At 38.6% G+C, this 1,199-nt stretch carries 3 protein-coding genes; all 3 read left to right on the top strand.

Translation table 11 applies throughout. From position 1 onward, the window contains the following. Nucleotides 1–207 (top strand): hypothetical protein (locus tag CG11_RS30510; RefSeq protein WP_197043952.1); only part of this gene is annotated, 207 nt, incomplete at its 5' end. Continuing rightward, a complete protein-coding gene (locus CG11_RS26105) occupies nt 200–898 on the top strand; it encodes a hypothetical protein (RefSeq protein ID WP_052599912.1) in 699 nt (232 codons plus the stop codon). The genes CG11_RS30510 and CG11_RS26105, both read left to right, overlap by 8 nt. Nucleotides 899–900: 2 nt before the next feature. Continuing rightward, on the top strand, nt 901–1,199 hold a 299-nt coding region (locus CG11_RS26100), incomplete at its 3' end, for a hypothetical protein (protein WP_156039910.1).

The following is a 1,199-nucleotide window of genomic DNA, read 5'->3' as shown; positions in this document are numbered from 1 at the left end:
AGTTCTGATTTTTCTCATTTAAAAGAATACCAGGATGGGCGCAAATTATTCAGCATTCACAAAACAACAGGGAGATACAAACACCTTCCCAACAATACTTATTGTGCTATTGATGTTGCCGATGAAGTTCCCAGTCCTGAAATTCAAGCCTTGATTGACCAAGGAAAAACCAATCCTGAAATTAGAGCAATTATTTACGATGAGTAAGCCTACAACCACGACAATAGACCAACACCATCCGTTCTTTTTAGCTTATTTTGGAAAACCCCATTCAGGAAAAACCTACGATCTACAGCAATTTGCATTAAGGTGTAATCGACCCACTATTTTTGTGTACAATTCAGGTTGGGACAAAGATTGGGTGGGCTATGAATTGATTGAATTGTGGTCGGATAAAAAAGAACAGGAGCTTTATTTTTCTTACAAAGGCAAAGATTATGTCTTTGAAAAGCACTTTATGAAAAAGTTTCGAGGCAAAAAAGTCAAAGCCATGATGGCAGACGAAAAACTTACCGAGATGCTTTTGTACAAACGCCTTTCTCGCAAAGGCTATGAAGGGCTGTTTTTTATTATTGATGATGCCACCAATATTTTGACCTCTACCTTGACCCAAGCACAAAAAGCTTGTTTCTATCGAGCCAAACATGTGGGCATCTGGTTTGCCTTGGTTTTTCACGATCCCAATATGTTTCCCAATGGTGCTTGGGGAGCTTTGACCAAAGCCAAGTTTTTTAAAAACAATGTGGCACCACCGACTCAAAAAAGTAAAATCATTCCACACTTTAGAGCGTTGATGAAAGCCTACAACGTTCTTAAAGATGCTCCAAAATACAGCTATTGTACCTTGATTATGGACACAGGCGATTTATCTTATACACCTTTTAAAAACAAAACATAACGATGCTAAAAACCTTGCTTAAACTGAATCTGCCAACGCTGCAGAAAAACCTAGAAGCCATTGTTGAAGATTTGCTCACAGAAGTAGCGGATCAACACCAATGCAATCCCTTTGATTTGCAACTGATCTTAACCAAAGTCGAGCAGCAAGCACTTGGAAAAATCTATGATTCTGACAACAACTGCTTGCATCAATTAAATGCAGCTCAATTGTTAGAAGACTTATTTTATCTCCAGCTGGAGCAATTGCCTGCTGTTGTCCAAAAATTGGTTCAAAAACAGGTTGGCACCATCAATATCCA

The sequence above is a fragment of the Aureispira sp. CCB-QB1 genome (assembly GCF_000724545.1).
GTDB lineage: Bacteria > Bacteroidota > Bacteroidia > Chitinophagales > Saprospiraceae > Aureispira.
This window is presented reverse-complemented; position numbering and strand designations above follow the sequence as displayed.